General features: G+C 73.2%; 25 protein-coding genes. 6 read left to right on the top strand and 19 right to left on the bottom strand.

Annotated features, from left to right (window positions below):
- Window positions 1–3: 3 nt before the first annotated feature.
- The 7 genes from AB0J24_RS08065 to AB0J24_RS08035 form a co-directional block, all read right to left on the bottom strand.
- The gene (locus tag AB0J24_RS08065; protein ID WP_358677237.1) at window positions 4–1,233 is read right to left on the bottom strand and encodes a sarcosine oxidase subunit beta family protein; all 1,230 of its coding nucleotides are present in this window, start codon (window positions 1,231–1,233) and stop codon (window positions 4–6) included.
- Between the two features lie 83 nt (window positions 1,234–1,316).
- Entirely contained in the window at window positions 1,317–2,495 is a 1,179-nt protein-coding gene (locus AB0J24_RS08060; RefSeq protein ID WP_358677234.1) for an FAD-dependent oxidoreductase, read from the bottom strand.
- The gene (locus AB0J24_RS08055; RefSeq protein WP_358677386.1) at window positions 2,495–2,845 is read right to left on the bottom strand and encodes a bifunctional 3-phenylpropionate/cinnamic acid dioxygenase ferredoxin subunit; all 351 of its coding nucleotides are present in this window, start codon (window positions 2,843–2,845) and stop codon (window positions 2,495–2,497) included. Before AB0J24_RS08055 ends, AB0J24_RS08060 begins: the two co-directional genes overlap by 1 nt.
- Before the next feature lie 234 nt (window positions 2,846–3,079).
- Complete coding sequence (locus AB0J24_RS08050) at window positions 3,080–4,042, bottom strand: L-histidine N(alpha)-methyltransferase (protein ID WP_358677231.1); 963 nt, start codon at window positions 4,040–4,042, stop codon at window positions 3,080–3,082.
- The gene (locus AB0J24_RS08045) at window positions 4,039–5,067 is read right to left on the bottom strand and encodes an iron-containing redox enzyme family protein (RefSeq protein WP_358677229.1); all 1,029 of its coding nucleotides are present in this window, start codon (window positions 5,065–5,067) and stop codon (window positions 4,039–4,041) included. Before AB0J24_RS08045 ends, AB0J24_RS08050 begins: the two co-directional genes overlap by 4 nt.
- Window positions 5,064–5,267 carry a CDGSH iron-sulfur domain-containing protein gene (locus AB0J24_RS08040; protein ID WP_358677226.1) on the bottom strand — a complete coding sequence of 68 codons (204 nt, stop codon included), beginning with the start codon at window positions 5,265–5,267 and terminating at the stop codon, window positions 5,064–5,066. Before AB0J24_RS08040 ends, AB0J24_RS08045 begins: the two co-directional genes overlap by 4 nt.
- Complete coding sequence (locus AB0J24_RS08035) at window positions 5,257–5,943, bottom strand: HemK2/MTQ2 family protein methyltransferase (protein WP_358677223.1); 687 nt, start codon at window positions 5,941–5,943, stop codon at window positions 5,257–5,259. Before AB0J24_RS08035 ends, AB0J24_RS08040 begins: the two co-directional genes overlap by 11 nt.
- A 160-nt stretch (window positions 5,944–6,103) precedes the next feature.
- Here AB0J24_RS08035 and AB0J24_RS08030 point away from each other — a divergent pair, with 160 nt between their 5' ends.
- The 3 genes from AB0J24_RS08030 (at window position 6,104) to AB0J24_RS08020 (ending at window position 8,884) form a co-directional block, all read left to right on the top strand.
- A complete protein-coding gene (locus tag AB0J24_RS08030) occupies window positions 6,104–6,547 on the top strand; it encodes a hypothetical protein (protein ID WP_358677221.1) in 444 nt (147 codons plus the stop codon).
- Window positions 6,548–6,570: 23 nt separating this feature from the next.
- On the top strand, window positions 6,571–7,905 hold the full coding sequence (locus AB0J24_RS08025; protein ID WP_358677218.1) for an LLM class flavin-dependent oxidoreductase: 1,335 nt from the start codon (window positions 6,571–6,573) through the stop codon (window positions 7,903–7,905).
- Window positions 7,906–8,140: 235 nt separating this feature from the next.
- Window positions 8,141–8,884: a MerR family transcriptional regulator gene (locus tag AB0J24_RS08020; RefSeq protein ID WP_358677216.1), complete on the top strand. Its 744-nt coding sequence runs from the start codon at window positions 8,141–8,143 to the stop codon at window positions 8,882–8,884.
- Window positions 8,885–8,897: 13 nt separating this feature from the next.
- Here AB0J24_RS08020 and AB0J24_RS08015 read toward each other — a convergent pair whose 3' ends face one another.
- The 11 genes from AB0J24_RS08015 to AB0J24_RS07965 all read right to left on the bottom strand — a co-directional run bounded on the left by AB0J24_RS08015 (window position 8,898) and on the right by AB0J24_RS07965 (window position 19,797).
- Window positions 8,898–10,097, bottom strand: a complete 1,200-nt coding sequence (locus AB0J24_RS08015) for an alpha-D-ribose 1-methylphosphonate 5-triphosphate diphosphatase (protein WP_358677213.1) — start codon at window positions 10,095–10,097, stop codon at window positions 8,898–8,900.
- The gene (locus AB0J24_RS08010) at window positions 10,094–10,825 is read right to left on the bottom strand and encodes an ATP-binding cassette domain-containing protein (RefSeq protein ID WP_358677211.1); all 732 of its coding nucleotides are present in this window, start codon (window positions 10,823–10,825) and stop codon (window positions 10,094–10,096) included. The genes AB0J24_RS08015 and AB0J24_RS08010 overlap by 4 nt, the downstream gene beginning before the upstream one ends.
- Window positions 10,826–10,828: 3 nt before the next feature.
- Window positions 10,829–12,670, bottom strand: coding sequence for an alpha-D-ribose 1-methylphosphonate 5-phosphate C-P-lyase PhnJ (locus tag AB0J24_RS08005; RefSeq protein WP_358677208.1), 1,842 nt, complete (start codon window positions 12,668–12,670; stop codon window positions 10,829–10,831).
- Window positions 12,667–13,761 (bottom strand): carbon-phosphorus lyase complex subunit PhnI, encoded by a 1,095-nt coding sequence (locus AB0J24_RS08000; protein ID WP_358677206.1) that lies wholly within the window; start codon window positions 13,759–13,761, stop codon window positions 12,667–12,669. The genes AB0J24_RS08005 and AB0J24_RS08000 overlap by 4 nt, the downstream gene beginning before the upstream one ends.
- Window positions 13,761–14,327, bottom strand: coding sequence for a phosphonate C-P lyase system protein PhnH (gene phnH / locus AB0J24_RS07995; RefSeq protein ID WP_358677203.1), 567 nt, complete (start codon window positions 14,325–14,327; stop codon window positions 13,761–13,763). The genes AB0J24_RS08000 and phnH overlap by 1 nt, the downstream gene beginning before the upstream one ends.
- Window positions 14,324–14,752, bottom strand: a complete 429-nt coding sequence (locus AB0J24_RS07990; protein WP_358677200.1) for a phosphonate C-P lyase system protein PhnG — start codon at window positions 14,750–14,752, stop codon at window positions 14,324–14,326. The genes phnH and AB0J24_RS07990 overlap by 4 nt, the downstream gene beginning before the upstream one ends.
- Window positions 14,736–15,488, bottom strand: a complete 753-nt coding sequence (locus AB0J24_RS07985) for a GntR family transcriptional regulator (RefSeq protein WP_358677197.1) — start codon at window positions 15,486–15,488, stop codon at window positions 14,736–14,738. Before AB0J24_RS07985 ends, AB0J24_RS07990 begins: the two co-directional genes overlap by 17 nt.
- Window positions 15,489–15,587: 99 nt before the next feature.
- A complete protein-coding gene (gene phnE / locus AB0J24_RS07980; RefSeq protein ID WP_358677194.1) occupies window positions 15,588–17,270 on the bottom strand; it encodes a phosphonate ABC transporter, permease protein PhnE in 1,683 nt (560 codons plus the stop codon).
- 26 nt (window positions 17,271–17,296) lie between these two features.
- Window positions 17,297–18,085 carry a phosphonate ABC transporter ATP-binding protein gene (gene phnC, locus AB0J24_RS07975; RefSeq protein ID WP_358677192.1) on the bottom strand — a complete coding sequence of 263 codons (789 nt, stop codon included), beginning with the start codon at window positions 18,083–18,085 and terminating at the stop codon, window positions 17,297–17,299.
- 14 nt (window positions 18,086–18,099) lie between these two features.
- Window positions 18,100–19,074, bottom strand: a complete 975-nt coding sequence (locus AB0J24_RS07970) for a phosphate/phosphite/phosphonate ABC transporter substrate-binding protein (RefSeq protein ID WP_358677189.1) — start codon at window positions 19,072–19,074, stop codon at window positions 18,100–18,102.
- 363 nt (window positions 19,075–19,437) lie between these two features.
- Window positions 19,438–19,797 carry a GNAT family N-acetyltransferase gene (locus AB0J24_RS07965; protein WP_358677186.1) on the bottom strand — a complete coding sequence of 120 codons (360 nt, stop codon included), beginning with the start codon at window positions 19,795–19,797 and terminating at the stop codon, window positions 19,438–19,440.
- Window positions 19,798–19,947: 150 nt separating this feature from the next.
- Here AB0J24_RS07965 and AB0J24_RS07960 point away from each other — a divergent pair, with 150 nt between their 5' ends.
- Together AB0J24_RS07960 and AB0J24_RS07955 are read left to right on the top strand one after the other, a co-directional pair.
- Window positions 19,948–20,580 carry a TetR/AcrR family transcriptional regulator gene (locus AB0J24_RS07960; RefSeq protein WP_358677183.1) on the top strand — a complete coding sequence of 211 codons (633 nt, stop codon included), beginning with the start codon at window positions 19,948–19,950 and terminating at the stop codon, window positions 20,578–20,580.
- A 30-nt stretch (window positions 20,581–20,610) separates the two neighbouring features.
- Window positions 20,611–21,864: a DUF418 domain-containing protein gene (locus AB0J24_RS07955; protein WP_358677180.1), complete on the top strand. Its 1,254-nt coding sequence runs from the start codon at window positions 20,611–20,613 to the stop codon at window positions 21,862–21,864.
- A gap of 57 nt (window positions 21,865–21,921) precedes the next feature.
- Here AB0J24_RS07955 and AB0J24_RS07950 read toward each other — a convergent pair whose 3' ends face one another.
- A complete protein-coding gene (locus AB0J24_RS07950) occupies window positions 21,922–22,653 on the bottom strand; it encodes an AraC family transcriptional regulator (RefSeq protein WP_358677178.1) in 732 nt (243 codons plus the stop codon).
- 207 nt (window positions 22,654–22,860) lie between these two features.
- Here AB0J24_RS07950 and AB0J24_RS07945 point away from each other — a divergent pair, with 207 nt between their 5' ends.
- A complete protein-coding gene (locus AB0J24_RS07945) occupies window positions 22,861–23,913 on the top strand; it encodes an ABC transporter substrate-binding protein (RefSeq protein WP_358677175.1) in 1,053 nt (350 codons plus the stop codon).
- The last annotated feature ends 54 nt before the right edge of the window (window positions 23,914–23,967 follow it).

Below are 23,967 nucleotides of genomic sequence, written 5' to 3'. Positions count from 1 at the left end.
GGGTCAGTGCGCGACGGCGGCGGCGCCGTGCTCGTCGACCAGTGCGCCGGTGACGAAGCGGTCGAGGCCGAACGGGGCGATGTAGGGGTGCGGCTCGTCGTGGGCGATCAGGTGCGCCAGGCACCAGCCCAGACCGGGGGTCGCCTTGAACCCGCCGGTCCCCCAGCCGCAGTTGAGGTAGAGGTTCGCGAACGGGGTGCGGCCGACGATCGGCGACGCGTCCGGGGTGGTGTCGACGATCCCGGCCCAGGTGCGCAGCACGTGCGCCCGCGCGAACACCGGGAACAACTCGACCGCGGCGGCCATCTGCCGTTCGATCACGTGGAACGCGCCGCGCTGCCCGTACCCGGTGTAGGAGTCGATCCCGGCGCCCATCACCAGCTCGCCCTTGTGCGCCTGGGACACGTACACGTGCACCGCGTTGGACATCACGACCGTCGGGTGCACCGGCTCCAGCAGCTCCGACACCAGCGCCTGCAGCGGGTGCGACTGCAGCGGGGCCCGGATCCCGAGCCGGTCCAGCAGCGTCGAGGTGTGCCCGGCGGCGCACAGCGCGACCCGGCCGCAGCCGATTTCGCCGCGGGTGGTGCGGATCCCGGTGACGGTGTCGCCGTCGGTGTCGAAGCCGAGGACCTCGCAGTCCTGGATCAGGTCGACCCCGGCCGCGTCGACCCGGCGGGCGAAACCCCAGGCGACGTAGTCGTGTTTGGCGATCCCGGCGCGCGGCTGGTGGGTCGCGCCGAGCACCGGGTACCGGATGTCGTCGGAGACGTTGAGGATCGGGCACAGCTCGGCGACGTCGTCCGGGCCGAGCCATTCGGCGTCGATCCCGCCCAGCCGGTTGGCCTCGACCCGGCGGACCGAGTCGCGGACGTCCTGCTCGGTGTGCGCGAGGTTCAGCACGCCGCGCTGGGAGAACAGGATCGGGTAGCCGAGATCGTCCTCCAGCCCCTCCCACAGCCTCAGCGCGTGCTCGTAGATCGCGGCCGAGGCGTCCAGGAGGTAGTTGGACCGGATCACGGTGGTGTTGCGGGCCATGTTGCCCCCGGCCAGCCACCCCTTCTCCAGCACCGCGACGTCGGTGATGCCGTGGTTGCGCACCAGGTAGTGGGCGGTCGCCAGACCGTGCCCGCCGCCGCCGACGATCACGACGTCGTAGTGCCGCTTCGGTTCCGGGTTGCGCCAGAGGAAGTCGGGGTGCTCCGGGAGCTCCACCGGCGGGGAACTGCTCATGCCGTCACCTCGGACATCTGATCGTGCGGACTGGTACATCCATCGCCGGCGGGGTGGCCGGTCGGTGCCCTGCGGCCGTCCGGCTACACGCGCGCGGCCAGCCGCCTGCGCCAGCCGCCGAACGGGCGTGGCCGGTCGATCCCGAGCACGCCGACCGGTTGGCCCGCGGCGTCGTCGAACACGGCGACGAAACCACCGGGCCCGTCCGGTTCGCCCTCCACCAGCCGCACCGCACCGCCCGGCGCACGGTGCCCGGCGAACTGGATCCGCCTGCCGTACTGGTCGGACCAGAAGTACGGCACGGCGTGGTGCGCGGGCAGCGCGTGCTCGGCGCCGAGCAGCGCGGCCACCGCCACCGCGGGTTGCTGCAGCGCGTTGGTCCAGTGCTCGAGCCGGAGCAGACCGCCGGTGTAGTCCCGGTGCGAGTTGGCGCAGTCGCCGACGGCGACCACCCCGGGCAGGCCGGTCCGCCCCTGCGCATCGGTGACGACACCGTCGTCGAGGGTGAGCCCGGAACCGGCCAGCCACTCGGTGTTCGGCACCGCGCCGATCCCGACGAGCACGACGTCCGCGGGCAGCTCCCGTCCGTCGGCCAGCCGCACGCCGCGCACCCGGGGCGAGCCGAGCAGCCGCTCGACGCCGACCCCCCGGTGCAGCCGCACCCCGTTCGCCTCGTGCAACCGCGCGCAGACCTCACCCATCTCCGCGCCGAGCGCGCGCTGCAGCGGCACCGGGGCGACCTCGACGACGTCGACGCCCAGCCCGAGCCCGGCCGCGGTCGAGGCGACCTCGGCGCCGACGAACCCGGCGCCGATCACGACCAGCCGGCGGGCGGTCGCCAGGTCGGCGCGCAGGGCGCGGGCGTCGTCGAGGGTGCGCAGCGTGTGCACGCCACCCGGGACCGGCCCGGGCAACCGGCGGGCCCGGGCGCCCGTGGCGAGGACGACCGCGTCGGCGGCCAGCTCCTCCCCGTCGTCGAGGGAGACGACCCGGTTCGGCCCGTCCAGGGCCACCGCGGTGCGGCCCAGCCGCCACCGCACACCGAGCGCCGCGTCGTCCGGCCCGGTGAGGCCGAGCTCCTCGTCGGTGACGGTGCCCGCGAGGTAGCCCTTCGACAGGGGTGGCCGGTCGTACGGGACGTGCCGCTCCGCCCCGACGACGGTGACCGCACCGGTGAACCCCTGCGCGCGCAGGGCCCGCACCGCGGCGAGCCCGGCGAGCGAGGCGCCGACGACGGTGACCGACCCGACCGGGGCCGGCATCAGCTCGCGACCTCGTCGATGTAGCGGGCGGGCTGCGCGACGGTGACCGGGGCGGACTCGCGGACGTACACCCGGCCGTCGTCGACGAGCACGGTGTGCGTGCGCACCGGTGTCTTCGCGGGCGGGCCGCTGGGCCGGCCGGTGCGCAGGTCGAAGCAGGCGGCGTGCAGCGGGCACTCGACCGCGCAGCCCTCCAGCCAGCCGTCGGCGAGCGATGCGTCCTGATGGGTGCAGGTGTCGTCGATCGCGAACAGCTCGCCGTCGACGTTGAACACGGCGATCGGGACCTCACCGTGAACCCGAACGGACTCCCCGGCCGGAAGGTCGGAGAGCGCGCCCACGAAGATCATTGTTACCTCCACGTTGCGCATCGCGGAACTCGCCATGTATTGCGCAACGGTAGGATGCGGCCGCAGGAGGCGCACGTCAACCGTGGATTTCGCCGCACACCGAATCGCCCGGCCGTGCCCGGGCGGGTCCCGGACGGCACGGAAAGAGGCCGGCACCGGAACAGGGACGGTGCCGGAACAGGGACGGTGCCGGAACAGGGACGGTGCCGGAACGGGGACGGTGCCGCAGCGGGCTCAGCGCCGGAACAGGAAGATGCCGTAGCCCGCTTCGTCGTCGACCCACTCGGCCTCCGCCCGCAGGCCGTGCGCCTCGACGTCGCGGCGGAAGCCGTCGCGGTCGAACTTGGCGGAGAACCCGACGTTGATCCCCTCGCCCCGGCGCACGTCCAGCGAGAGCCCCAGCACCGGGAGCTCGACGCTCCGGTCCCGGCGCGCCCACAACCGACCGTCCACGACCTGGTGGTCCGGGTCGTAGTGGGCGGCGGCGCGGAAGTCGTCGAGCTCGACCTGCCCACCGAAGCGGCGGGCGAGATGCGCGAGGTGGTTGAGCCGGAAATCGGCGAACGCGGAGTACCCGGGCGGGTCGTTGTAGCAGGTCTCGAACACCGCGGCCGGTTTCAGCAGGTCGGCCGAGACCGCGAACGCGTCACCGGGACGCAGCGCGGCGGCGATCCGGGCGAGCAGCGCCGACCGCTCGCCCGGGGTGGTGTTGCCGACGTTGGCGCCGAGGAACAGCACCGCCAGCGGGGCGCCGCCGTCGTCGTGGAGCCGGTCCAGACCCGCCTCGTAACGTCCCCACAGACCGGTGACGGACAGGCCGGGCAGATCGCCCAACCGGTCGGCACTGTGCTCGAGCATCTCCCGGCTGACGTCGACGGGCAGGTAGTGGGTGGGGCGTCGCGCGGCGCACTCCGCCAGCAGCAACCGGGTCTTCTTGGCGCTGCCCGAGCCCAGCTCGGCCACCCGCGGGCAGCCGAGCCGGGCCGCGATGTCGGCGCCGTGCCGGCGCAGCAGGGCCCACTCGACGCGCGTGAGGTAGTACGTCGGCAGCTCGGTGATCTGCTCGAACAGCTCCGAGCCGCGCTCGTCGTAGCCGAACCAGGGCGGGATCCGCGGCAACGGCTCGGTCAGGCAGGCCCGGATCCCGGCGACGTCGTCGAAGAAGGCGGCGCCGGACTCCAGCTCGACGACGCTCACCGGGGCGGCCCGTCCGGGAGCGGTCCACGCAGGCTTGACCGGCCCGCCGACCACCGGCCCAGCAGCAGCTCCCCGAGCCGGTCACCGAGGAACCCGGCGGCCCGGATCCCGAACACCACGTCCGCGGCGAGCGCGGGCTCCGCGGCCAGCAACGGGCGCAGGACGCCGCGCCGGACGACCTGCTCGTGCACCGCGTCGGCCTCGACGTGCTCGTCGTAGAAGCGGATCGCCGCCGGACCGCAACCCAGCCGGCGCATCCCGCGCACCAGCCGTTCGGACCCGGGCGAGGAGGTCAGCTCCACCAGCGCGAACTGGCCGACGAGCGCGCCGCGCAGGCTGCGCCGCAGCCCGCACAGCGACATGAAGTTGACCTCGGCGAGGGTCGCCGCGGGAACGACGTCGACGTAGTGGCCGTAGCCGGTGGACAGTCCCAGCTCGCGCATCATGTCCGCGAACAGGACCGCGTGCATGCGGGCCGGATCGCCCGCGCCGTACTCGTCGTGCTCGACGGTGACCAGCCCGGCCTTGGCGGCGTCCGGCAGCCGCGGGATCACCCAGGCCTGCGGGTCGGCCTCCTTGAGGTGGTAGACCGACCGGTGCACGACGTACTCGCGCAGCTGCCACAGCTCCCCGCTCCGGTACAGGTGGTGCGAGACCCCGGTCTCCGCGGCCGGGCCGACCGGCTCGACGAGCAGCGCCTCGACGGTGGCGGCGACGTCGTCACCGGGTGGTACGTCGGCGCGCAGCGCCGCCAGGAACCGCTCCTCCAGCGCGACCCGCAGCGTCACCAGCCGCGGGTCCCACTCCCGGTCGTCGTCGACCCCGGCGAAACCGCGGTAGTGCAGCTCGTAGCAGCAGTGCAGGGCCAGCTGCAGGTCGTCGCCGTACGGGTCGGCGTCCGCGGGCTCCCCGGCGGGCGGGGGGTCCCCGCCGCGCAGCAGCTCCAGCACCGTCTCCGACCACGGGCCACGGGCACCGGGCAGCGGGGCCCGACCGGTGTGCGGGGTCGCGGGTACGACCGTCATGTCCGCTGCTCCTCCCGGACCCGGGTGCGATGACTGGTGTCGCAGAACGGTGGCCGCCGCGTGCGGCGGCAGGTACAGACCGCCGTCACCGGACGGTCGGACCGGACCCGGCGCCCGTCGGCCGTCTCGATCTCGACCGGGCCGTGCACCAGCACCGGTCCGTCGTCGGTCAGGGTCACGCGGGTGGGCTCAGCAGGCACGGCTCGCCTCGATCACGACCAGCTCCTCGTCGACGGCGCCGGGTTCGACCAGCCCGCGTGCCTCGTGCAGCGCGGCCCGGGCCCGCATCACCGGGCCGAGCGGGACCCGGGTGCGCATCGTCACCCGGGCACTCAGACCGGTGGCGGCGAGCCGCTCCAGCGTACGGTCCGCACCGCAGGCGCCGCCGTGCACGAGCAGCAACACGCCACCGGGATCGAGATGCTCGGCGGCACCGTCACAGATCCGGTCGACCAGCAGCCTGCCGTCCCGGCCACCGTCCCAGCTGCGGGAGCTGCGGTGCCGGGGGAGCCGGTCCGAGCGCGACGGCACGTACGGCGGGTTGGCGGTGATCAGGCCGAACCGGCGGCCCCGGACCGGGCCGAACAGGTCACCGCGGTGCACCCGCACCCGGGACCGGTGCAACCGGGCGTTGAGCCGGGCGGCGGCGACCGCGCGCCGGGACAGGTCGACGGCGGTCACCGACCGCGCGCCGGACCGGGCCGCGGCGAGCGCCACGGCGCCGGTACCGGTGCCGAGATCGAGCACGTCCCGGCCCCGGGCGGCGCCGCCGGCGGCGATCACGGCGGCGAGCGCACCGGTGTCGGACTGCGGCCGGTAGACCCCGGGCGGGCTCAACAGGAACGTGGTCACCGGGGCCGCGGCGGTATCGGTCACGGGGCGCCTTCCGTCGGACGGACGGGTCCGCCGGTGGCGGCCCGGTGAGGGGCATACCCGCCCACCGTGGACTCACCCGCCGTGTGACGACCCCCACGTACGCCCGGCCGGGCACGCCGACGGGTTCACCGTCGAGCTCGGCCTGTCCAACGGCAGCTACGTGGCGCAGGACCCGGTGTCCCAGGCGATCGCCCGCCAGCTCGGCGAGGTCGGGATCACCGTCGAGATCACCACCCAGTCGTTCCCGAACTGGGTGGAGCGCACCCGGAGCGCCGAGGATGCCCCGGCGCTGTACTACATCGGCTACACCTCCGGCTACCGTGCGCCCGCCGACCGGCTGCGGATCTACACCTCGGGCAACGGCCAGAGCCAGTACGCCCAGCCGGACGAGGTCTACGACGACCTGGTCACCCAGGTCACCGCGGCGACCACACCCGAGCAGCAGCAGGAACTGGTGAACCGGGCGACCGCGCACTTCCGGGAGCAGGCACACGTGGTCTTCCTGTGGCCGCAGCCGCTCACCTACGTCGTCCGCAAGGACCTGGAGTGGACCCCGCGCCCCGAGCACTGGCTCGTGCCGCAGGAGTTCCGTTCCCGGTCCTGACCCGAGCGAGAGGTACAGCCATCATGACCGTTCCCGGAGACGATCGGGTCGCCCGCGGTGAGCAGCTGGTGCTCGCCACCCTGATCGGCGGTGTCGGCAACCACGCCGGCGCCTGGCGGCGCCCGAACAGCAGGGTCGAGGAGAAGTACGACCTGCGGTTGTTCGCCGATCTCGTCGGCCGCGCCGAGGCCGCGAAGCTGCACGCCGTGTTCCTCGCCGACGGCCTGCGGCTGGAGACCGACACCCTGCGCAGCCAGCCCTTCGCCGGGCTGGAACCGATCACCCTGCTCAGCGCGCTGGCCGCGGTGACCAGCCGGATCGGGCTGATCGGGAGCGTGTCGACGACGTTCTCCGAGCCCTACACCGTGGCCCGCCAACTGGCCTCGCTCGACCACATCTCGAACGGCCGGGCCGGGTGGAACCTGGTGACCTCGGCGTGGGGCGAGGAGAACTACGGACGCACGCTGCCCCCGCACGACGAGCGCTACGAGCGGGGCGCGGAGTTCGCGGAGGTGCTGTTCGCACTGTTCGACAGCTGGGACGCCGACGCGATCACCATCGACCGGGCCACCGGGGTCTACGCCGACCCGGCGAAGGTCCGCGCGATCGACCACGTCGGGAAGCACTTCGACGTGCGCGGGCCGCTCAACGTGGCCCGCCCGCCGCAGGGCCGCCCGATCGTCGCGCAGGCCGGATCGTCGGACGTCGGGCAGGACGTCGCGGCCCGGTTCGCCGACGTAGTGTTCACCACCGGACGCACCACCGTCGAGGACGGCAGACGGTTCTACCGGTCGCTCAAGGAGCGGGTCGCCGGCACCGGCCGCGACCCGGGCTCGGTGAAGATCCTGCCCGGCGTCTCACCGATCATCGGGCGGACCGAGACCGAGGCGAAGGCCGTGCAGCGGGAGCTCAACGGCTTCATCGACCTCGTCTCGGGGCGGGCGAAGCTGTCCCGCCAGCTGGCCGGTGTCGACCTCGACGATCTCGAGCTCGACGAGCCGGTCCCGCTGGAGCGGCTGCCGCAGGAGTCGCAGGTGCAGGGGCGGCGGTCCCGGTTCGGGGTCTACCGGGCGCTCGTCGAGGAGGGGTGGACGCTGCGCAGGCTCATCGAGTGGGAGGTCGCCTCCGCCGGGCACCACGTCCCGGTCGGGTCGTCCGAGCAGATCGCGGAGCTGCTGCTGCGCCGGTTCGAGGCGGGCGCGGCCGACGGGTTCGTGCTGCTGCCGTCCTACGTGCCGGAGGGGTTCACGCTGCTCACCGACGAGGTCGTGCCGATCCTGCAGGAGCGCGGGGCGTTCCAGACCGACTATGCGCACGAGACGCTGCGCGGCAACCTGGGGCTCGGGCCGGTGACCTGATCCCGGGCACTGCGTGCCCACCGGATCCGCTCACCCGGTGAGCGGATCCGGTGGGACCGACACCCCGGCCGGTCCCCGTGCAGCGACCGGGCGCGACCTGCATCACACCCCGGAATCGTCCCCGGTGGTCGCACCTTCACCCCTGGTGACGGGCCGGGTTGTACCGGTCCGCGGCGCAACGGCACGATCTCGGGGCGGGGCCGCGACGTGCGGGATCCGGGGAGGGGAAAAGGCCATGGCCTGGAGCACGCGTGAGATCGCCGAGCTCGCCGGCACCAGCCTGCGCGCGGTGCGGCACTACCACGAGGTCGGTCTGCTCCCGGAACCCGAGCGGCGCTCCAACGGATACAAGCAGTACGGCGTCGCGCATCTGGTCCGGCTGCTGCGCATCAAGCGGCTCACCGATCTCGGCTTCTCGCTCGCCCAGGTCGCCGCCATGGGTGACGCCGACGACCATCCCGAACAGGCCCTGCGCACCCTCGACGCCGAACTCACCGAGACCATCGAACGGCTCGAGCGGATCCGGGCCGAACTCGGCGTGATCATTCGCGAAGGCACGCCCACCGATCTGCCGCCGAGCTTCGCTCCGGTCACGGCCAAGCCGGAGTTCTCCGACAGCGACCGCTCGCTGATCGTCGTGATGACCCGGGTGCTGGGCCCGCAGAGCCTGCAAGCATATGCGGACATGCTGCGGGACATGCCGCCGGACCCGCACGCGGAGGAGTTCGAGAACCTGCCGGCCGACGCCGACGAGCAGACCCGCCAGGACCTCGCCGAACGGATGACACCCTACGTCCGGGACCTGCACGCGGCACACCCGTCGATGAGGACGATCCGCGAGGACGCCCCGCGCGGGGCGAGCTTCGCCCAGCGCACGATGGGCGCCGCGATGCAGGACCTCTACAACCCGGCCCAGATCGACGTGATGAAACGCCTCGGGGCACTGCTGCGTCAGCAGCAGGCGGACGAGCCCGGGTGACCGGCCGGAGCCCTCACCGTCCCCTCTCCACGGCCCGCAGGACCGCGCCGACCAACGGCCACGGGCGGCCCGGCTCGGCGAGCACGAGATCGGCGCGCAGCCCCGGGGTGAGCGCTCCGCGGTCGGCCAGCCCGGCCGCCTCCGCGCCGCCCAGGGTCACCAGCCGGACCGCGGCCGGCAGGTCGGCCAGCCCCTCGGCGGCGAGCAGGAACACCGCGGCGAGCAGCCCCGACGGCAGGTAGTCCGACGCGAGCGCGGTGACCAGTCCACGGGCCACCAGCTCGCGGGCCGAGGCGTTGCCCGCGTGCGAGGTCCCGCGCAGCGCGTTCGGTGCGCCCATCACCACCGGCATCCCGGCGGCTCTCGCCGCCCGGGCGGCCTCCACGGTGGTCGGGAACTCGGCGACCGCGCCACCCCGTTCGGCCAGGACCGCGATCTCCTCGGCCGAGGCGGGGTCGTGCCCGAACAGCCGTACCGCCCCCGACCGGGCCCGCTCGCCGAGCAGCTCCAGCGCCTCGTCCCGCACGTCGAGCAGCGCCTCCCGGCGGGCGATCATCTCGTCCACATGGGCTCGGGCCTGCGCCTCGCTCAGTCCCTGGGTCCCGGACACGTACCGCTCGAAGTACGTGCGGTCGGCGTACTGGCCCTGCCCCGGGGTGTGGTCCTCGTGCGAGACGACGGCCTGTTCGTCGAGGGTGCTGAGCCGTTCGCGCAACGCGGCCAGCCCGGTGGGGCAGCGGACGTCGAGCCGGTGCAGGATCCGGTGCTCGACCGGAGCAGCGCCCCGGTGCTCGACCTCCCGGCACAGCTCCAGGGTGGTCGCGACGGTCCGCGGGAACGACGGCGCGACGGCCTGCTCGAACGAGGCGCCGTGGAACACCGTCGTCACCCCCGCCGCGCGCAGCTTCCCCTCGAACGAGCGCAGCGCGAACGGCCACGGCAGCTCCGCGCCGGGCCGGGGCAGCCGCTCGCGCTCCAGACCGTCGGAGTGCACGTCGACCAGCCCGGGCAGGCAGTAGAGGCCCCGGCCGTCGACGTCCGCGGACGCCCCGCCCGGGTGCGGTGCGACCTGCGCGATCCGTCCGTCCCGCACGGCGACCCAGGCATCGTCGACCACCCGGTCGGGCAGCACCGCGCGGACGTGGCCCAGCACGTAGTCGGCGGGCGGCGCGTCCAGCGTCCACGCCGGACCGGTCGTGGCCGGGGCGCTCATGCGGCACCGGCCAGGACCTGGGCCGGCGTGCCCTCGCGCAGCACCCGGCCGTCCCGGAGCTCGACGACCCGAGTCGCCAGCCGGTGCATCGCGTCGCCGTCGTGGAACACGGCCAGTACCGCCACACCCCGGTCCGACAGCGACGCCACCAGGTCCAGTGCCCGTTCCCGGTTGGCCGGGTCCAACGCCGACACCGGTTCGTCGAGCAGCAGCAGCCGCGGTGGCGCGACGGTGGCCGCGGCCAGGTTCACCCGCTGGCGTTCACCGCCGGACAGCACCCCGCAGTCGACGTCCCACAGCGCCTCGTCGAGCGCCAACCGGCGCAACGAGGCCGCTGCCGCGTCGGCGGCGTCGGCCGGTTCGATCCCGCGCCGCCGGGCCGCCGCGGCGACCAGCGCCCACGGCCCGGTCCGCGGGGGCGCGGCGAGGAACTGCGACACGTAGCCGAGCTCGCGCGAGCGCAACCGCACCAGGGCGCGGTCGTCGAGCCCGGTCAGCTCCCGCGGACCGTCCTCGGTGTGCAGCACGACGGTGCCCGAGTCGGGCAGGTAGCTGCGGTGCACGCAGCGCAGCAGGCTGGACTTGCCGGCCCCGCTGGACCCGGCCAGCGCCACGTGCTCACCGGCCGCCACGTCGAGGTCCACGCCGCGCAGCGAGGTGACGGTGCGGCCGACCGCGTGCAGGGTGAAGGTCTTGTGCAGTTCGCGGATCTCCAGGACGGGAGTCACGGGTCACCTCCGGGCCGCGGCGACGAGCCGCTGGGTGTAGGGATGGTGCGGGTCGCCGAACAGCTGGTCGGTGAGGCCGCGCTCGACGACCCGGCCGAGTTGCATGACCACGGTCCGGTCGGTGAGCGTCTCGACCACGCCGAAGTCGTGGCTGACCACCACCGCGGCGACGTCCCGCTCGGCCAGCAGGCCGCGCAGCAGGTCGAGCACGCCTGCCGCCACCGAGGCGTCCAGGCCGGTGGTGGGTTCGTCCAGCAGCAGCACCGCCGGATCGTTGGCCAGGGCCGCCGCGATCTGCACCCGCTGGCGCATCCCGCCGGAGAAGGTGCGGACCGGGTCGTCCATCCGGGACAGTGGCACCTCGACCCGGTCCAGCAGCTCCGCCGCCCGGGCCCGGATCGCGCCGTAGCTGCGCCAACCGGCCGCGGTCAGCCGCTCGGCGACGTTGCCGCCCGCGGAGACGTCCATCGCCAACCCGGCCGCCGGGTCCTGGTGGACGATGCCCAGGGTGGCGATCCGCAGCCTGCGTCGCGCGGGGCCGTCGAGGGTCAGCACGTCGGTGCGGCCCCCGTCGACGTCGCTGAGCAGCAGTCTCCCCGCGGTGGCCTGCTCGTCACCCACGATGCAGCGCAGCACCGTCGACTTGCCGGAACCGGACTCGCCGATCAGGCCGATCGCCTCGCCGGGCGCGACGTCGAACCCCACGTCCCAGGCCGCGACGACCGCCCCGGTCACCGGGCTCACGGCGGTCCCGTGATCGGGCCCGGTCCCGGGTACCGCCGCGGCCCCGCCGGGGCCGTGCACCTTGCCGATCCCGTCGGCGCACAGCGCCCAGCCCGCCCCCACCGGGTCGGCCCGCGGTGCCGGCTCCGCTGCCGGCCCCCGGGTGGTCGTGGTCGTGGCGGTCACGGCACGGGCCCGCCGGCGCGGGTCGGGCAGCAGGTGCAGCGGAGCGACGGCCCGGTGCGCGGCGGCGTCGACGTCGCCGTCGAGGACCCGCGAGCACCATTCGATGTCGCTGCAGGCGAACCGGTCCGTCCCGGCCTCGACCAGGAACGTGTCGTCGGACCCGCACCGTGCGCAACGCTCGGCCGGGTCGCCCTCGACCTCGAACGGGATGTCGTCGAAGGTGAGCGGCTCGACGTCGGTGTCCGGTGGGATCGCGTAGATCCGCTTCTCCCGGCCCGCGCCGAACAGCACCGGGTACGCGCTGTGGTGCAGCCGCGGCACGTCCCAGCGCGGGATCGGGGTGGTGGCGGCGACGTAACGCCCCCCGACCAGCACCGGGTAGCCGGTGGAGGCGGTGATCACGCCGTTGCGGACCACGTCCTCGTACAGGCTGACCCACATCGCGGCGTAGTCGCCCTCGGCGTGCATCCGGGCGCACTCGGCGACCGAGCGCTGTACGCCGCGCAACGGCTCGGGCACCGGGACCTGCAGCACCAGGGTCTGCCCCTCGACCATCGGCTCCTCGGGGACCCGGTGGCGGCTCTGCACCACCGTGGACTCCCGGGTGTCGTCGGTGTCGGCGCAGCCGGTGCTGTCCACGATGAGCCGTCGCAGGTTGGTGGCGTTGACCCCGGCGTCGTCGCCCTGGTCGATCACCTTGACGGTGTCGTCGGCCCCGATCACGGCCAGGGTCACCTGCAGGCCGCCCGAGCCCCAGCCGCGGGCCACCGGCATCTCCCGGGACCCGAAGGGCACCTGGTAGCCGGGTACGCAGATCGCGCTCAGCACGGCCCGCCGGATCTCCCGCCGCGCACCCTCGTCGAGGATGTCGGCCGGGACCGGGCCGGCGGCGGCGACGAGATCGGCGACACCGGTCGCGACGGTGGTGGTGGTCATCGGCAGTCCCTCCCGGCTGGCTCGGTGGTGCGGGCGGCCGGGCCGGACGCCCGCACCGCCCGTTTGCGCTCGACCATCGAGCGGAACGTGACGTAGTGCGGGAGCTTGAGGTGCTCCAGGAACCCGGCCGAGTCGAGGCCGTCGGTGGTCATCAGCAGCAGCTGCTCCAGCGGCCCGGAGCGGCCGAACCGGCGGCAGGCGACGTCGAGGTTGGCCATCGCGATCGCCTTGCGCTCGTTGTGGCCGAACACCAGGCCGTAACCGACGTCGAACCGGCTGCGGTCCTCGTCGGCACCGTCGAGGTCCTCGATCGCCTCGGCCTCGCTGGCCCGGAACCACCCGATCCGGACCGGACGTCCGGTGTGCGGGTGCGTCACCTGCAACGGGAGCCTGCCGTGCCGCACCTCGCCCAGGGTGACCTCGTGGATGTCACCGTCCGGGCCGAGGATCGAGCGGTACCAGAGCCCGACCAGCGCACCGGTCTCGGCGCGGGCCATCGACGCCAGCACCGCGGACCGGGGCGCCGGTGGGCGGGCCGGGCGGCGGGTGACGTCGAACGGTTCGGACTCGTCGCGGGGATGTTCGACGAGCAGGTCGGCCGAGCGCAGGAACGCCGAGAAGCGACCCGGGTGGCGCTGGGCGTCCGTCCGTGCCGCGGCCGGTGCCGGATCCGGTGGCGGCGGCCCCGGGTCGGCGTCGCGCTGCAGCATCCGTCCCGTGTAGTCGGTGGTCCGCCCGAGCAGCTGGGGGCCGTCGGGCGTGCGGTGCGCGGGCACGATGCGGCGTGCCACCACCATGTCGTCCGGGTCGACGGGCAGGCTCCTGGCGAGCTGCGGCAGCGTCGACCGGTGGGCCCGGACCAGGTGCGCCGCCTCCAGGGTGTCCCCCTCCGCCTGCCGGAACGCATCGGCCGAGGTTTCCTCGTGGTAGAGGCCCGCCTCTCCCTGGACCCGGTCCACCGCCAGCCGGAACCGGCCGGTGATCTGCCCGGTGGACACCGGCGGATCCGGTGCGTGGTCCCGTTCGGTGCGGACCAGTTCCTCGGCGGCGAGGATCGCCGCCAGTCCGCCACGTGCTCCCGAGTACCCCATCAGTCCTCCTCGATCCGGGTGCTGCGCGGGATTCCGACGACCTGTCCGGCCGGGTCGACGAGCAGCAGGTCGAACCCCGCCGGAAACGCGGTGGCCCGGCGCGCCGACCACAGCTGCGCGACGGTCCCGAGCGGGGCGATGGTGCGGGTCCCCGGGACGCCGGGGCCGCGCAGCGTCCGGTCCGGTCCGCCGCGCAGTGCCGGGACCGACAGGCTGATCAGCGCCGCGGCCTCCGGCGCGGCGGCCGAGCCGGTAGCGAACCGGCCGGGCTCGTCCGCGGCGAGCGGCCGCAGGGCGGCGACCAGCCGGGCGTCGGACAGTTCGGCCGCCGGTGCACCGGTGGCGGTGCCGATCGCGTCGCGCCAGCCGTCGTCTGCGTCGTGCAGTACCGCGACCGGGGTGTCCAGGTCGGCCAGCGCCAGCACCGGCAGCAGTGCGGGTGCGACACCGGGCGGCGCGTCCGCAGCGGGCAGCCGCTGCACCGTGCCGGGCCGGGCGAGCGCCTCGAACACCACCCGGAAGATCTGCTGGGTGCGCTCCGGGCGCAACGGGGCAAGCGCGGTCATGGCAGCTCCTCGAACTCGACGACGGTCGGGGCCAGGCGGGCCCACTCGGCCGTCTCCGCGGCGGCCTCTCGCGCCGCGACCCGATCGCACAGCGCGTCGACGGCGCCGGCACTCGCGGTCGCCGACTCGGCGGCGGCGTCGCAGACGGCGGCGGCGAGCACGGCGGTGCGGTCGTCGCCCAGGCGCATCGCCCAGCCCCGCGACCCGCCGAGCTCGACCTCGGCCCGGCAGGCGAGCACGTCGCCGAGCAGGAACCGGTCACCGGCGATCGGTTCGATCACCTCGGTCGACACGCAGCCGACCTCCGGGCCGCGCAGCAGCCGGGGCGGCTCCGACTCGGCCAGGCAGGCGTCGGCCAACCCGACGAGCTCCGCGCGGGTGGCCAGGGCCAGCAGGCCCGCCCGCTCCTCACGAGTGCGCACCATCGTCTCCCTTCCTGCTGTCGTCGGCGGTCGAGCCCATCTCGACCACCACGCGGACGGCGTCGGCGCGCATCCACGACGTGCTGCACATCAGTGGCCGCCCGCTCGTGCGGTCCCGGCTCAGGCTCTCCACCAGCCACACCGGGCGGCTGCGGTCGACCAGCAGACCGGCGCAGACCTCGGCGGGCGCGACGTCCAGGCTCACCCGGCACCACACCCGTTCCGGGTCGGCCGGGGCGATCTGGCGCAGCACCAGGTCCAGCGACTCGCCGGCGCGCATCGCCGGTTCGAGGTCGGTGACCACGTCGGTCGGCACCCACTCGTGCCCGACGGCGGCGAGCAGGTCGTCGGCGTAGGAGTGCCGGACGAGGTGGTGGCAGGGGGTTCCGACCGGTCTGCGCAGCAGCGCCGCGAACTGCTCGGGCAGCGGATGCACGTCGATCTCGCGGATCACCGAGCGCGGGGCCCCGCCGGCCGCGGTGACGGTCTCGTGCCACGAGGGGCGGCGGTCCCGCGAGATCGTGTAGTCCAGCCTGCGGTTGACGAAGGTCCCGACGCCCTGGACCCGGCGCACGACCAGCCGGCGCTCCAGCTCCTGCAGGGCGGCCCGGGCCGCCGCCCGGCCGACCGCGAAGCGGCGTCCGATCGCGTACTCCCCCGCCACCCGGGTGCCCGGCGCGGAGCGGGCGAGCTCGTCCGCCAGCTCGTCCGCGATCTTCAGGTACTTGCCCTCCGTCACCCCTGTGACGGTGCCCTCCCGCGCCGTCCGGGTGACGGCACGGGAGGTAACCCGCAGGGAAACGACGGTGAACGACCGCGCGTGTTGTCCGGTCCCGGCTCAGGCCACCCGGCGACGGAGCCACAGGGCGAGCAGCTCCACCGCCATCACCACCGCGAAGATCATCAACATCACGGTGGTCACCACCCCGAACTCCATCACCCGGGAGGCATTGAGCAGGTAGAACCCGATGCCGCCGGCACCGACGACGCCGAGCAGCGTGGCCGACCGCAGGTTGACGTCGAGCTGGTAGAGCACGTGCCCGACGAACGCGGGCGCCGCCTGCGGCAGCGTGACGGCCACGAACACCTGTGCCCGGCCCGCCCCCGCCGAGTACACCGCCTGCTGCACCCGCTCGTCGGTCTCCTCCAGCGAGTCCGCGACGAGCTTGCCGAGCAGCCCCACCGAACCGATCGCGAGCGCGAGCGTGCCGGCCACCGGTCCGAGCCCGGTGATCACCACGAACACGATCGCGAGCACCAGCTCCGGCAGTCCGCGCACCAGCACGACGACGAAGCGGGCCGCGCTCGCCACCCACGGGGCGGGTGCGACGTTGCGGGCGGCGAGACACCCGATCGGCAGCGCCAGCGCCGCCCCGAGCAGCGTCGCGGCCAGCGCGATCTGCACGGTGACCAGCAGTTCGGCCAACAGGGTGTCCAGGATGCCGCCGGTGTCGGGTGGCCAGAACAGCCCGATGGTGGTGATCGCTCCCGGCAGGCCCGCCAGCACGTGCCAGGGTGAGAGGTCGGCGCCCCAGAGGGACGCCACCACGATCAGCCCGGTCAGCACCGCGTAGCCGGCGCCGCGCATCCGCCGCGCCGTCCACGGCGGCGTGACGACGTCCGGTGCGAGCGCTCGCGGCCCGGTGCCCGGTGCACGTCCCGGCCCGGCCGCCAGCTCGGCCCGGATCCCCCGGATCCGGCGGGTCAGCGGACCCACCGGCCGGGTGCCGTCCCGGTCGGCGCCGAGCAGCGCCCGGCGGATCACGCCGGAGAGCAGCTCAGCCGCGATGCACAGCAGCAGCACGACCAGGGCGAGCGCGATGCCCCGCTGGTAGTCCAGCCTGCGCAGCGCACCGGCGATCTCGAACCCGAGACCGCCGACACCGACGAAGCCGAGCAGCACCGAGATCCGCAGGTTGATGTCGAACCGGTGCAGCGCGGTGGCGACCAGGGCCGGGAGCACCTGCGGCAGCACCCCGGAGACGAGCTCCTGCAGCCGCCGGGCCCCGGTGGAGCGCACGGCGGTCCGCGGGCCCTCGTCGATCTGCTCGATCGCGTCGGCGTAGAGCTTGCCGACCATGCCGACCGAGTGCAGCCCCATCGCGAGCACCCCGGCCAGCCCGCCGAGGCCGAACAGCCGGAAGAACACGATCGCCAGCACGATGTCCGGGACGGCCCTGGCCACCACGATCAGCCCGCGGGCGCCGTAGCGCGACACCGGGCCGGGGCTGGTGTTGGCCGCGGCCAGCACCGCCACCGGCAGGCTGACCAGCACCGCCAGCAACGTCGCGCAGACGACGATCGCGAGTGTCTGGCCGGTCAGGGCCAGCACCTCGATCAGCGGCGGGAAGTCCAGCGGCAGCGTCCGGGACAGGAAGTCGGCGGCGTTGCCGACGCTGTCCACCAGGGTCGCGACGTTGATCCGCAGGTCGACGACGGCCCACAGGCTCGCCGCGAACAGACCCAGCAGGACCAGCACCACGGCGGTGCCCGAGCCGGTGGGCCGCGGCAGCGTGCGCACCGGTTCGGGGTGCGTCCGGGCCGCGGTCACTGCAGCGCCGCCGCCGGTTCGACCATCCGGCCGTAGATGGCCATCGCCTCGGAGCGGTCCATCCCGGCGACCGGCCGGTCCAGCACGACCTGCCCCGAGCGCAGGCCGACGATCCGTTCACCGAAGGTGAGTGCGACGTCGACCTGGTGCAGGCTGCACAGCACGGTGAGCCCGTCCTCCCGGCTGACGTCGGCGATCAGCTGCATGATCTGCGCCGAGGACTCCGGGTCGAGCGAGGCCACCGGCTCGTCGGCGAGCAGGATGCGCGGGCGCTGCAGCAGCGCCCGCGCCACGGCGACCCGCTGCTGCTGACCACCGGAGAGCGTGTCGGCACGCTGGAAACGCTGGTCGGCCAGGCCGACCCGGTCGAGCTGCTCCAGCGCGGCCCGCCGGACCGACCGGGGGTAGGTCGGCAGGCCGATCCTGGGCCACCGCATGCCGCCCAGCGCCCCGGTGCAGACGTTCTCCAGCACCGAGAGGCTCCCCACCAGGTGGAACTGCTGGAACACGAACCCGATCCGGGTCCGCAACCGGCGCAGCTCCGCGACACCCGCCGTCGCCACGTCGGTGCCCAGCACCCGCACCGTGCCGCGGGTCGGCCGGTGCAGGCCGTTGACGTGGCGCAACAGTGTCGACTTGCCGGATCCGGACAACCCGAGCAGCACCACGTACTCGCCTTCCCGCACGGTCAGCGACACGTCCTGCAGGGCGCGCACCTGCGGGGTGAACGACTTGTCGACACCGCTGAGCTCCAGCACCGGGGCGCCGGTCCTCTCCGTGGTCATCGTGATCTCGCCGCTCAGCCGAGGCTGGTGCAGGACTCGGCCTGGGTCACATCGCAGACCCGCCGGACACCGTCGTAGAACGAGTCGTCCACCTCGGTGTAACCCCAGCTGTCCACCTCGCCGACCGAGCAGGAGTCGGCCGTGTCGCAGAAGCCGTCGGCGACCAGCCGATCGACGTTGCCCCGCTCGATCAGCGCGGTCGAGATCTGCTCGCGCAGCTCGGGGGACAGACCGGAGGCGAGCGCGATCGGCGAACCGGCGATGGTCTCCGACACCCACACCGTCTCCAGCTGGCCCGGCTGGAGCTGCCCGGACTCGATCAGCTGGGTGTCGATGATCGCGTCGTAGGCGAACCCGGCGTCGCACTGGCCGCTGACCACGGCCAGGGCGCTGGCGTCGTGACCACCGGCGAAGATCGGGGTGATGCCGTTCTCCACGTCGACCCCGGCCTCCATCAGGCCGGCGGTCGGGTACAGGTAGCCGGAGGTGGAGTTCGGGTCGACGAAGCACACCGTGCGGCCGGCGAACCCGGCGATGTCGGTGATGCCGGTGTCCGGCCGGGTGACGCCGTAGGACTCGTAACCGGGCTCGGCACCCTCGGAGTCGATCACCGCGGCGGCCGGGGTGATGCCCGGGTCCTGCTCCTTGGCCAGCACGTAGGTGAAGGGCCCGTACATCGCCATGTCGATCTGCCCGGCGCGCATGCCCTCCACCACGGCCGCGTAGTCGGTGGCGTTCTGGAACTCGATGGTCGCGCCGGTCTCCTCCTCCAGCATCGCAATGATCGACTCGAAGCCCTGCTGGAGGCTGGTCGACTCCTCCGACGGCACGGCCGCGAACACCAGCGTCTCACCGGCTCCGCCGGCCGCCGCCCCACCGGCCGGCTCGGCCGGGTCGGAGTTGTCGGCGGCACTCTGCCCGCACGCGGCCAGTGCCAGCACCGCGGCGCCGATCAGGGCGGCCGCTGCACGGCGACGATACGACGTCATGAGTTCTCCTTGGGTCCGCCGCGTGCCGGGTGCACGCAGGCGAGGACGAAAGGAGGTTGTCCCCCGCTCGTGCCGAGGCGTCTGCATCGTGGTGACCGAGGGGCGAACAGAAAGGGACGGTTACCTCGAACGGGACGGACAGGCGAACCGGACACCGTCACGCCGGGTCACTCGGCGCGGTAACCGATCATCCCCATTCCGTCCCGGTCCGTCGCAGTGCTGCCGATCCCCCGGCTCACGACCGCCGGACGGGCCGTGGTGATGCGGCCAGCAGCATTCCTGCGAGGGCGGAGCGCCGTAGCGCCTCCCGGGACCACTCCTGGAGACGACGCGCGCCGGCGCCCGTTTCGGGACCGGCCCGGTTCAGCCCCGCTGGGCGAGATCGTCCCATGTGACGAACACCGAACCGTCGTCGACCGCGGCCCCCAGCGAGCGGTAGGTCGCCAGTGCGGCGGCGTTGTCGCGCCCGGCCCCCGTCCACATGCCGTCACACCCCCGCCGGAGAGCGTCGTCGCGCAGTGCACGCAGCAACGTGCCCGCCACTCCGCGGCGCCGCCACGCTTCATCGACGGCGAGTTCGTACACGAACATCTCGGGAGCCTTGTCCGGGTGCCGCATCACGACACCGGAGACGAAGCCGATGCCGGTCCCGTCCGGGACCGTCGCCAGAACCAGCACGTGCCCCTGCCGGCGCAGGAAGTCGCCGGCCCCCTGCAGGGTCACAGGGCGATCGAACAAGCCTCCGTTCCGGACGAGCACCGACGGCTCCGTCACTACGGCGGTCGTCCAGGTCTCACCACTGCCCATCCGGCCCTCCTCGTCGCCGCCACCCCACGATTGCATGATTCTGACCACCCGTGCTACTTCTAATCCATGCGGTCAGAAAAAAGTCCGAGCGGTCAGAAGCGGCGGTCGGCGATCGAGGAGGTCCGGCGCGCACAGATCATCGACAGCGCCGTCGCGACGTTCGCCGAGTTCGGCTACGCCCAGACCTCGCTGGCCCGGATCGCCGAGCGCGCGGGCATCAGCAAGGGCGTGATCGCCTACCACTTCGCCGGGCGGGACAACCTGGTCGAGCAGGTCGTCGACCACCTCTACCAGCAGATCATCGAGTTCGTCGTGCCGCACGTGAGCGCCGAGTCGACCGCGGTCGGCAGACTGCGGGCACGCATCCGCGCGGTCGCCGCCTACATGCGGACCCACCCGGCGCAGATGGTCGCCCTCAGCGTCATCTTCGACAACCTGCGCGACGAGAACGGCCGGCTCCGCTACGGCGACGCCGTCAACGAGCCGTACTACCGCAGCCTCGAGGACGTCTTCCGCGCCGGACAGGAGTCCGGCGAGCTGCGCACCTTCGACACCCGCGTGATGGCGGTGACAGTCCAGGCCGCCATCGACGCGATGGTCGCCTACACCGACTCCCATCCCGAGCACGACATCGAGCGGCACGCCGAGGAGCTGGGGGACCTCTTCGAGCGTGCCGTCGTCGCGACACCACAGCCGTAGCAGCGATACACCACGACCAGGGGGGAAACCATGGCTTCAGGCACGTCGGACATCAGGGACGCACCCGGGCCGCCCGGCGCCGGGCGACGGCTGCCCGCACCGGATCTGGCGCGGGGGTTCATGCTGCTCCTGATCGTCCTCGCGAACACCCCGTACTACCTCTACGCGGGTGAGCACACCGGCGCCGCTGCGCACCCGGCGGGCGGATCGGTCAGTGATCGGATCGTGCAGGCCGTGCTGATCACCGCGGTGGACCTGCGGGTGTACCCGATGTTCGCCTTCCTCTTCGGTTACGGACTCGTGATGATCCTGCGCAGGCAGCTGCGCAACGGACTGTCCGAACCCGATGCGATGCGGTTGCTGCGCCGTCGCAACCTCTGGTTGGTCGCATTCGGTGCCGTGCACGCCCTCCTGCTGTGGGGCGGTGACGTGCTGGGTGCCTACGGGGTGTGCGGGCTCGTCCTCGGGTGGTTGTTCCTGCGCCGATCCGACCGGGCCCTGCTGGTCTGGGCCGGGATCGGGACCGGTCTGCTCCTCGTGCTGACCGTGCTGACGACCCTGGAGGCACTGGCCGTACTGGCCGGGCAGGGGGTGTCGAACGATGTCGGAAGCACGGTCACCGCGCTGGCGACCGCCAGCGTGGCCGACCCTGACTACCTGGCGTCCGCCCTGGCCCGGATGACGATGTGGCCGATCCAGGTGCTGGTGATCCAGGGCCTCGTCGGGATGGTCGTGCCGGTGTCGATCCTGCTCGGGTTCTGGGCTGCCCGCCGCGGCGTCCTGGAACGGCCGTGGGAGCATCGGCGCCTTCTGTGGATCACAGCGACGACGGGGATCGCGATCGGCTGGCTGGGTGGCCTCCCGCACGCACTGACCCAGATCGGCGTGCTCGACGCGCTCACGCCGGTGCTGACCTCGTTCTCCCTGCCGCAGATGGTGACCGGGCTGGCCTGCGGACTCGGCTACGTCGCGGCCTTCGGGCTGATCGGCGACCGGCTAACCCGGCGACCGGCCGGCCCCGCCGGGCCGGTCGCCGGCGCCGTCGCGGCCGTCGGGAAGCGGTCGATGACCTGCTACCTCGCCCAGTCGGTGCTCTGCGCTCCACTGCTGGCCGCATGGGGCCTCGGCCTCGGCGCGGACATGCACAGCGCCGCAACGGCCGCGTTCGCCGTCGGAGTCTGGCTGCTCACCGTCGGCTACGCAGTCGTCCTGGAGCGACGGGTAAGGCCGGGCCCGGCCGAGACCCTGCTGCGCAGGCTGACCTACCGGCCTGCGGCCACGTGACCAGGTTCCGACAGATGCACGGTGCGACAGTGTTGCGTGACACAACGTAGCGTCCGGTCAGGTGTCGGTCCGGAACCGCTCGATGTACTGGCCGGGAGTCATCCCGAAGTGCCCTTTGAACACCCGCCGGAAGGCGCTGGTGTTCGCATAACCGACCCGGCGCGCGACGGCGTCGGAGGTGGTCCGCGACCGCAGCAGGATCGCGGCCGCCTCCATCCGGTTCCTGATCCGCCACTGCCGCAGGGTCATGCCGGTCTCCGCGAGGAACGCCCGCTCGATCGTGCGGACGGAGGTGTGTGCGGACTCCGCGAGCTCTTCGACCCCCCTCTCGTCGCCGGGGTTGAAACGCAGCGCCTCCGCCACGACCAGGGCCGACTCGGTGGTCGGCAGCGGCAGCGCGGTGACCAGCACCGGTGACTCCTCGATCAGGGCGAGGATCTGGCGGGCGATGTTCGTGCTCGGCCGGATGATGCTGTGGGTGGCCTGGATGAAGGCCAGGAACAGGGTGCACAGGTCCCGGTCGGCAGAGATGACGGTGGGGGTGCGCAGCGTGGTGGCGGTCGTCGCGGCGTCGAAGGACATCGGCAGCACCACCGAGTTCACCCGGGTGGTGAAGCAGTGCCGGGTCGCCACCGGGATCCAGACCGCCGTGCCGTCCCGCAGGGACAGCGGCCGGCCCTCGATCGTGAAGTCGGACCGCCCCTGCACCTGCCACAACAGGACGTGCCGATCGCGCTCGACCCGGCTGTCGATGGAGACCGACGGCACATGGACACGCCAGGGAGTCATGGCAGACCCTGGATCGACGGCTCTCGGGTCCGACATCTCCCCAGTCTTCGCCCTCGCACGGGCCCACCTCCCGATCTTGCCGCAAACTGCGCGTATCCTGTCGCAATCTGCATGCCGCCTTGCACAGCGATGCCTAACCTAGCCTGAGCGCCGCGTCGCCTCACCCGTGAGGCGACCGCGAGCACCCCTCGCATCCGAAAGGACGTCATGGCACTCTCCACGCTCCGGCGCCGCAGGTGGTCGGCCGTGCCCGCCATCGCGCTGGCCGCACTGATCGCGCTCACCGGTTGCGCGCCGGCCGACGACACCGAGGAGGCCGGCGGCGGCGATCCGGCCGCGAGCGCGCTCCCGGCCGGTGAGGGTACGACCCAGTACCCGCTCACACTCACCACGTGGGCCGGGGAATCGGTGCTGGAGCAGCGGCCCGAGCGCGTCGCGGTGATCGGGTTCTCGCCCAACTACGACGCGCTGGAAGTCCTCGGCGTGACGCCGGTCTACGCCCAGGGTGAGGAGAGCGAGTGGCCGTGGCGTGACCAGGCATGGCTCTCCGAGATCGAGTTCACCGACACCGCCACCCGCCGTGACCCGATCAACTTCGAGGGGATCGCGTCGACGAACCCCGATCTGATCGTCGCGGTGAACTACATCCAGGACGAGGTCGACTTCGAGCGGTTGAGCACCATCGCCCCGGTGCTCGAGAACCCCGAGCAGGTTCCCGGTGACCAGATCCGCTGGCAGGACACCCAGCGACTGATCGGGGAGGCACTCGACCTCTCCGCCGCGTCGGATCGGGTGGTCACCGAGGCCGAACAGGCCATCGACGCCGTCGGACAGGCCAACCCGCAGTTCGCGGGCAGGACCATCACCATCGCCACCGACTACGCCGAGACCGGGATCGAGTACCTGACCGCGACCGGGTCCACGGCCGAGGGGGTCATCCGCCGGATGGGCTTCGCACCGAACCCGCTCGCGGAGAACTTCGTCGCCGAGCGCAAGGTCGCCGACGAGCAGATCGGTTCGCTGGATGCCGACGTCCTCGTGATGTTCTACTTCACCGAGGAGGCCGGTCGTGCCGAACGGGAGCAGAACCCGCTGTTCCGGTCGCTACCGGCGGTCGCCGAGAACCGGTACGTGTCACTCCTCGCCGACGACCCGGGTAGCGAGATCACCTGGGTGCTTCGCCGCGGTGCCAGCGCGTCGAGCCTTCCGTGGACCGTCGAGGTACTGGCCGACCGGGTCAACCAGGTCGACCTCACCTGAGGGGCCGATCCGTTGTCGCACACACCCGGGCTAAACGTGGCCGGCCGGGCGCGG

The organism is Pseudonocardia sp. NPDC049635 (assembly GCF_040659795.1).
Taxonomy (GTDB): Bacteria; Actinomycetota; Actinomycetes; order Mycobacteriales; family Pseudonocardiaceae; genus Pseudonocardia.
The sequence above is the reverse complement of the archived record's forward strand: the minus strand, read 5'-3'. Positions and strand labels throughout refer to the sequence as shown.

Excerpts from the sequence above, each read along its gene's own strand:
- AB0J24_RS08065 (WP_358677237.1), bottom strand. The coding sequence starts at position 1,233 with ATGAGCAGTTCCCCGCCGGTGGAGCTCCCGGAGCACCCCGACTTCCTC.
- AB0J24_RS08060 (WP_358677234.1), bottom strand. The coding sequence starts at position 2,495 with ATGCCGGCCCCGGTCGGGTCGGTCACCGTCGTCGGCGCCTCGCTCGCC.
- AB0J24_RS08055 (WP_358677386.1), bottom strand. The coding sequence starts at position 2,845 with ATGATCTTCGTGGGCGCGCTCTCCGACCTTCCGGCCGGGGAGTCCGTT.
- AB0J24_RS08045 (WP_358677229.1), bottom strand. The coding sequence starts at position 5,067 with ATGACGGTCGTACCCGCGACCCCGCACACCGGTCGGGCCCCGCTGCCC.
- AB0J24_RS08025 (WP_358677218.1), top strand. The coding sequence starts at position 6,571 with ATGACCGTTCCCGGAGACGATCGGGTCGCCCGCGGTGAGCAGCTGGTG.
- AB0J24_RS08020 (WP_358677216.1), top strand. The coding sequence starts at position 8,141 with ATGGCCTGGAGCACGCGTGAGATCGCCGAGCTCGCCGGCACCAGCCTG.
- AB0J24_RS08015 (WP_358677213.1), bottom strand. The coding sequence starts at position 10,097 with ATGAGCGCCCCGGCCACGACCGGTCCGGCGTGGACGCTGGACGCGCCG.
- AB0J24_RS08005 (WP_358677208.1), bottom strand. The coding sequence starts at position 12,670 with ATGACCACCACCACCGTCGCGACCGGTGTCGCCGATCTCGTCGCCGCC.
- AB0J24_RS08000 (WP_358677206.1), bottom strand. The coding sequence starts at position 13,761 with ATGGGGTACTCGGGAGCACGTGGCGGACTGGCGGCGATCCTCGCCGCC.
- phnH (WP_358677203.1), bottom strand. The coding sequence starts at position 14,327 with ATGACCGCGCTTGCCCCGTTGCGCCCGGAGCGCACCCAGCAGATCTTC.
- AB0J24_RS07990 (WP_358677200.1), bottom strand. The coding sequence starts at position 14,752 with ATGGTGCGCACTCGTGAGGAGCGGGCGGGCCTGCTGGCCCTGGCCACC.
- phnC (WP_358677192.1), bottom strand. The coding sequence starts at position 18,085 with ATGACCACGGAGAGGACCGGCGCCCCGGTGCTGGAGCTCAGCGGTGTC.
- AB0J24_RS07970 (WP_358677189.1), bottom strand. The coding sequence starts at position 19,074 with ATGACGTCGTATCGTCGCCGTGCAGCGGCCGCCCTGATCGGCGCCGCG.
- AB0J24_RS07960 (WP_358677183.1), top strand. The coding sequence starts at position 19,948 with ATGCGGTCAGAAAAAAGTCCGAGCGGTCAGAAGCGGCGGTCGGCGATC.
- AB0J24_RS07955 (WP_358677180.1), top strand. The coding sequence starts at position 20,611 with ATGGCTTCAGGCACGTCGGACATCAGGGACGCACCCGGGCCGCCCGGC.
- AB0J24_RS07950 (WP_358677178.1), bottom strand. The coding sequence starts at position 22,653 with ATGACTCCCTGGCGTGTCCATGTGCCGTCGGTCTCCATCGACAGCCGG.
- AB0J24_RS07945 (WP_358677175.1), top strand. The coding sequence starts at position 22,861 with ATGGCACTCTCCACGCTCCGGCGCCGCAGGTGGTCGGCCGTGCCCGCC.